Here is a 4,538-nt window from a genome sequence, read left to right as displayed (position 1 = left end):
CACAGTTGAGTAGGGCTGTAAAAGCTGATGAAATCAGCGTAGTAGAGCCCACTCAACCACTGCGTCTTGCTCAACAAACCAAAAATAATTGAGAGGCTAGGACTTTTGTCCCAGCCTCTTTTTATTCTTGTGGCTCCTTGGGCAGTTCCATACGGAAGCGCAAGCCCATAGCCGTTTTATCAAATTGGTAGGCCAGCTCTTCATGGTCTAGCAAGTGTTGGACCACAAAGAGCCCCAAGCCGCCTTCCTTCTTCTGACGGCTAGCGGTCATTGGCATTTCAGCGGTCTCTACCATTTCCTGGCTGGTATTTTCAATCGCCAAGTGCGTCCCTTCCTCTTCGAGACGGAGCTGGATCTCTCCACCGGCATCCGAATGTTTGACGGCATTACTGATAACATTTGAGAGAACCAATTTTAGAATCGCTGGGTCCATATAGACGGCTTTGTCAGGGATTTGATTGTCAATCATGAGCGAGCGAGATTGAGCCAAGACCTTGTACTGGTCGAGGATCTGCTCTACGACCTGATCCAACTGGATCCATTCCTTGTCTCCGGCCAATTCTTGGACAGAGGACAGGGACAGGATTTCTAGGACGATCTGGTTCATCTCATCGACGATATCGAGGGAGACCGACAGATAGCGGTCCCGGTCCTTGTAGCGGCCGATCTTATCCCGCATATTTTCTAGGATAATCTTCAAGCTGGCCAGAGGCGTCTTGAGCTCATGCGAGGCTCCCCGTAGGAATTCGACCTTCATCTGCTCCAACTTCAGATTTTCCTGTTTCTGCTGCTCTAGATTGTCGATCACCTCTAGGAGATGGTGATAGAGATCGTTGATCTGTTGCTTGAGAACGCCGATCTCATCCTGCGAGTGAATAGGAAGACTGGCTGTTCGATCCAAGCGCTTCATCCGCTTGGTCATCTGCTTGATCTCCAGGATCGGAGCAGAAATCAGGCGGGCATAGAGATAGGAGGCAAGGAGTGACAGAACAAAGGAAGCCAGAAGACTATAAGGAAGGAAGCCCAGACTGATGTCCCGCGCTTCCTTTTGCGAATCGACGGTTGCTAAGAATTGCAAGGTCAAGTCTTTTCCCTCTTTGGTCTGGATCTTTCGCTCCTCAATGACCAGGGAATTGTTCTGACTGTTAGGGTTCAGGAGCAGGTCATCCTTAACCTCTAGGGCATTCTGTTTTTCCTTGCCCTTGATCGAGACCTTGATATCGTTGGTCTTGGAATAAAGGTCAATGACCGACTCAATGGTTCCTTCTTCCTGGCCTTGGAAACTCTTGGCCAGGGCCTGGGATTTCTTCAAAATCGTCTGGCGCTGGGACTCGATATAGGTCGATGGGAAAATAAAGTAAACCGAAGCGTGTAGAAGGATGACTAAGCCACTAAATAGGGCAAAGGTGATCAGAAAGATCTTTGCAAAGATACTTCGTTTGGTCATGGTCTCTCCAATTTATAGCCGACATTGCGTACCGTTACGATACAGTCCAGCTCTAATTTTTTTCGTAGTTCCTTGATATAGACATCGATCACCCGGTCAAAAGGAATCTCCTCTGTCTCCTTCCAGACGGCATCGAGGATCTGAGAGCGGGTCCGGGCCTTGCCCTCATGCTGGAGCAAGTATTCCAAGATCTCCAACTCCTTGGCATTCATGGAGATAGGTTGACCAGCTAGGCTGGCTGTGTAGCTCTCAAAATCCACCCGTGCCTCTCCATAGGTGAAGACCCGGGAAGGCTGGAGCTTTTTAAAAATAGCTTCGATACGGACCTTCAAGAGGGACAAGGAGAAGGGTTTTTCCAGGTAGCCATCTGCCAACTCTCCAAAGGCCGTCAACTTATAGTCCTCGTCATGGAAGGCCGTCAGCATGAGGATAGGCACCGAGCTGGTCTTCCGGATGGTCTTGAGCACTTGCAAGCCATTGAGGATAGGGAGCTGGATATCCAGCAAGACCAGGTCCGGCGCTTCTCTGTGAAAGAGGTCCAAGGCCTCCTGCCCATCACCTGCTTCAAAGACCTCATAGCCACATTCCATGAGATAGTCGCTCATCCCTTCGCGAATCAGGACTTCATCTTCTACGATTAGTATCTTCATACACTTTCCTTTTATCTAAGAAATTTCTTCTACCTCCTATTATACCCTATTTCTATTTTAGGAAACAATCTCTTATTCGACATCCACCAAGAGATCTTTTGGTTTCTTATGCAAGAGCCATTGTGAAGAAAGAATGGACACCAGAATCAAGAGGAGGCCGCCAACCAAGACAATCACCAACAATTGGCTCGGTTGGATGTCCATATGGAGGTCTGTCAAGGTCTTACTAAAGCTTTCTGCCTCAGCTCCCCCACCAAGGTTGGCTGCAGAGGATTCTTGAGCCATTTGTTTGGCAATGCCACTGGTTACGTTCTTAAGCACCGTATCTCCCACTGCTTTGGCAAGAAGTCCTGCAACTCCATAGGAGAGGAGGAAGGCTGGGATGGAAATCATGACTAATTCTGCCACGAATTGTCCCGCAATCTGCACCTTGGAGAGTCCCAGAGCTAGCAAGATACCCACTTCTCTGCGACGGGCATTGAGCCACAAGACGAGGAGAAGGGTGAGAAGCAAGCTAGCAAAGATGAGGCTACCGATAAACAAGTAGTCCGCCACTTGGAACATGCTGCTGATGGATTTTTGCAAGGCTGGGTAGTTGGAAGAGCTCTTAACCAGGTCATAGAGGTTCCAGTCAATATCGAGTGCTTTGATTTTTTCGATCAAGGCATCCAGGTCCTGATCCCCTTTGGCAAAGAAGGTTGCATCCTCATAGGTAGCTGTTTGGACGGTATTGCCGTAGAGTTTGGCAGCTGTATCCAGGTCAGAAATGAGGGTATCTTCATACAATTCTTGGGCGTAAGTTAGAGGAGCTTGGTTCTTCCCTGAGAACAGACCCTTAATGGTCACTTCGACAGTTTCATTAGCCCCTTTTTCATTGTCAGCATCGTAGAGATTGGACTTGAGACGCACCTTATCGCCCACCTTAAGACCATTCTTTTTCGCCAAATCTTCATGCATGAGGATTTGGTTTTTATCCTTGTCTGTCAGATGCTCCCCTTGGACCAGCTTGTAGGCTCCAGAGACAAATTTATCTTCTTTTGAAGAGTCATTGACCCCCGTCACCATCAAGGTATTCTTGAAGTATTTTGCCCGCTCTGGAGATTGATTTTGCAGGGTTTCTTCGGTCTCAATGATCTCGTGGTCTAGGATATCTGCAATAGCATTGATCCGCCTGATGGAGGAGGTGATCCCCTCTACCTGGCTGATTTTTTCGATATCCTCTCCTCTGAGATTCCCAGCTCCCCGAGGGGTTCCTGGATTAGTCCTGCGGTTGATCTGCATGGAGAAGCTATTGGTAATGGATCCCAGGCTTTCCGATGAAGCTTTTTGGGTCGCTCCCTTCATGGAGAGTCCGATCAAGCTCAAGGTCCCCATGAGGAGAATGATGGCAAAGAGCAAGAGGGACTTGGGCCATTTCCGTGTGATATAAGCAAAAGCATTGCGCAACATAACATTCCCTCCTTACTTACTCTTCTCAACGAGGCTACGGCGACTCAATTCCAAGACCACATCGGAGGCCTCTGCCACTTCCTTACTGTGGGTGACGACGATGACACATTTTTGGCGTTCCTTGGCCAGTTTCTTTAAAATGGCAATGATGTCACCAGCTGTCTGTTCATCTAAGTTTCCTGTCGGCTCATCTGCTAAGATGACAGGTGCTTCTGAAACGAGCGCACGCGCAATAGCCACCCGTTGTTGCTGCCCGCCGGATAGTTGCAGGACATTGCGTTTGATTTGCGTTTCGTCCAGCCCCAATTCCAAGAGAATGTCTTTCCCAGCTTGTTTGTTGACCAGGCGGACATTTTCCAGTGGCGTCAAATAATCAATCAAATTATAATTCTGAAAGACCAGGGAGACATGATGCTTGCGGTGGTAGCTAGACCCTTTGGTCTGGATGTCCTCCCCATCAAAGAGAACCTGCCCCTTCTTGGGATTGTCCAGACCAGCCAGGAGGGAGAGGAGGGTCGATTTCCCTGCTCCAGACTGACCGATAATGCTGTAAAATGTCCCATTTTTGAACTGATAGTTCACGTCTGAGAAGATCTCTTCTTGGTAACTTTGGTAGCTATAAGATACATGTTTGAGTTCTAACATAGGTGTTATTTCTCCTTAACTCATTTTTGTTAATATTTCTTTTGGGGTCTTGCGCCAGATCATGCTGGTAGTTACACCGAGTGATAGAAGGATCAAGCACAAGAGGCTAGCATAGGCGATTCCTAAGGAAAGGCCTTGAGGGATTTGGTTGAGTAATTCTAGGGTCTGCTGTTGACCGGTCTGTCCGACAAACTGCTCTAAGAAACGATGGCTGACCATCCGCCCGATGAGAAAGGCTGGGATCACTGCTAGTAAGGATACCAGCACCACTTCCAAGAGGAACTGTCTAAAGATCCGGCCCTTGCTCTTCCCAATGGATAAGAGGACCCCGATTTCATGAATCCGCT

General features: G+C 48.3%; 5 protein-coding genes. All 5 read right to left on the bottom strand.

What is annotated here, in order from left to right; all coding sequences use genetic code 11:
* Positions 1-121 precede the first annotated feature (121 nt).
* A complete protein-coding gene (locus tag SPADD19_RS02505) occupies positions 122-1,447 on the bottom strand; it encodes a sensor histidine kinase (protein WP_061455111.1) in 1,326 nt (441 codons plus the stop codon).
* Positions 1,444-2,097 (bottom strand): response regulator transcription factor, encoded by a 654-nt coding sequence (locus SPADD19_RS02500; protein ID WP_049485906.1) that lies wholly within the window; start codon positions 2,095-2,097, stop codon positions 1,444-1,446. The genes SPADD19_RS02505 and SPADD19_RS02500 overlap by 4 nt, the downstream gene beginning before the upstream one ends.
* 72 nt (positions 2,098-2,169) lie before the next feature.
* Positions 2,170-3,546 carry an ABC transporter permease gene (locus SPADD19_RS02495; protein WP_061455110.1) on the bottom strand — a complete coding sequence of 459 codons (1,377 nt, stop codon included), beginning with the start codon at positions 3,544-3,546 and terminating at the stop codon, positions 2,170-2,172.
* A 12-nt stretch (positions 3,547-3,558) separates the two neighbouring features.
* The gene (locus SPADD19_RS02490) at positions 3,559-4,191 is read right to left on the bottom strand and encodes an ABC transporter ATP-binding protein (protein ID WP_021153487.1); all 633 of its coding nucleotides are present in this window, start codon (positions 4,189-4,191) and stop codon (positions 3,559-3,561) included.
* Between the two features lie 15 nt (positions 4,192-4,206).
* A partial coding sequence (locus SPADD19_RS02485) for an FtsX-like permease family protein (RefSeq protein ID WP_128861559.1) occupies positions 4,207-4,538 on the bottom strand: 332 nt, incomplete at its 5' end.

Source organism: Streptococcus parasanguinis, from assembly GCF_001578955.1.
Classification (GTDB): Bacteria; Bacillota; Bacilli; order Lactobacillales; family Streptococcaceae; genus Streptococcus; species Streptococcus parasanguinis_U.
The sequence above is the reverse complement of the archived record's forward strand: the minus strand, read 5'-3'. Positions and strand labels throughout refer to the sequence as shown.

What these genes read in the sequence shown, in the direction of transcription:
- SPADD19_RS02505 (WP_061455111.1), bottom strand. Translation starts at nt 1,447, where the DNA reads ATGACCAAACGAAGTATCTTTGCAAAGATCTTTCTGATCACCTTTGCC.
- SPADD19_RS02500 (WP_049485906.1), bottom strand. Translation starts at nt 2,097, where the DNA reads ATGAAGATACTAATCGTAGAAGATGAAGTCCTGATTCGCGAAGGGATG.
- SPADD19_RS02495 (WP_061455110.1), bottom strand. Translation starts at nt 3,546, where the DNA reads ATGTTGCGCAATGCTTTTGCTTATATCACACGGAAATGGCCCAAGTCC.
- SPADD19_RS02490 (WP_021153487.1), bottom strand. Translation starts at nt 4,191, where the DNA reads ATGTTAGAACTCAAACATGTATCTTATAGCTACCAAAGTTACCAAGAA.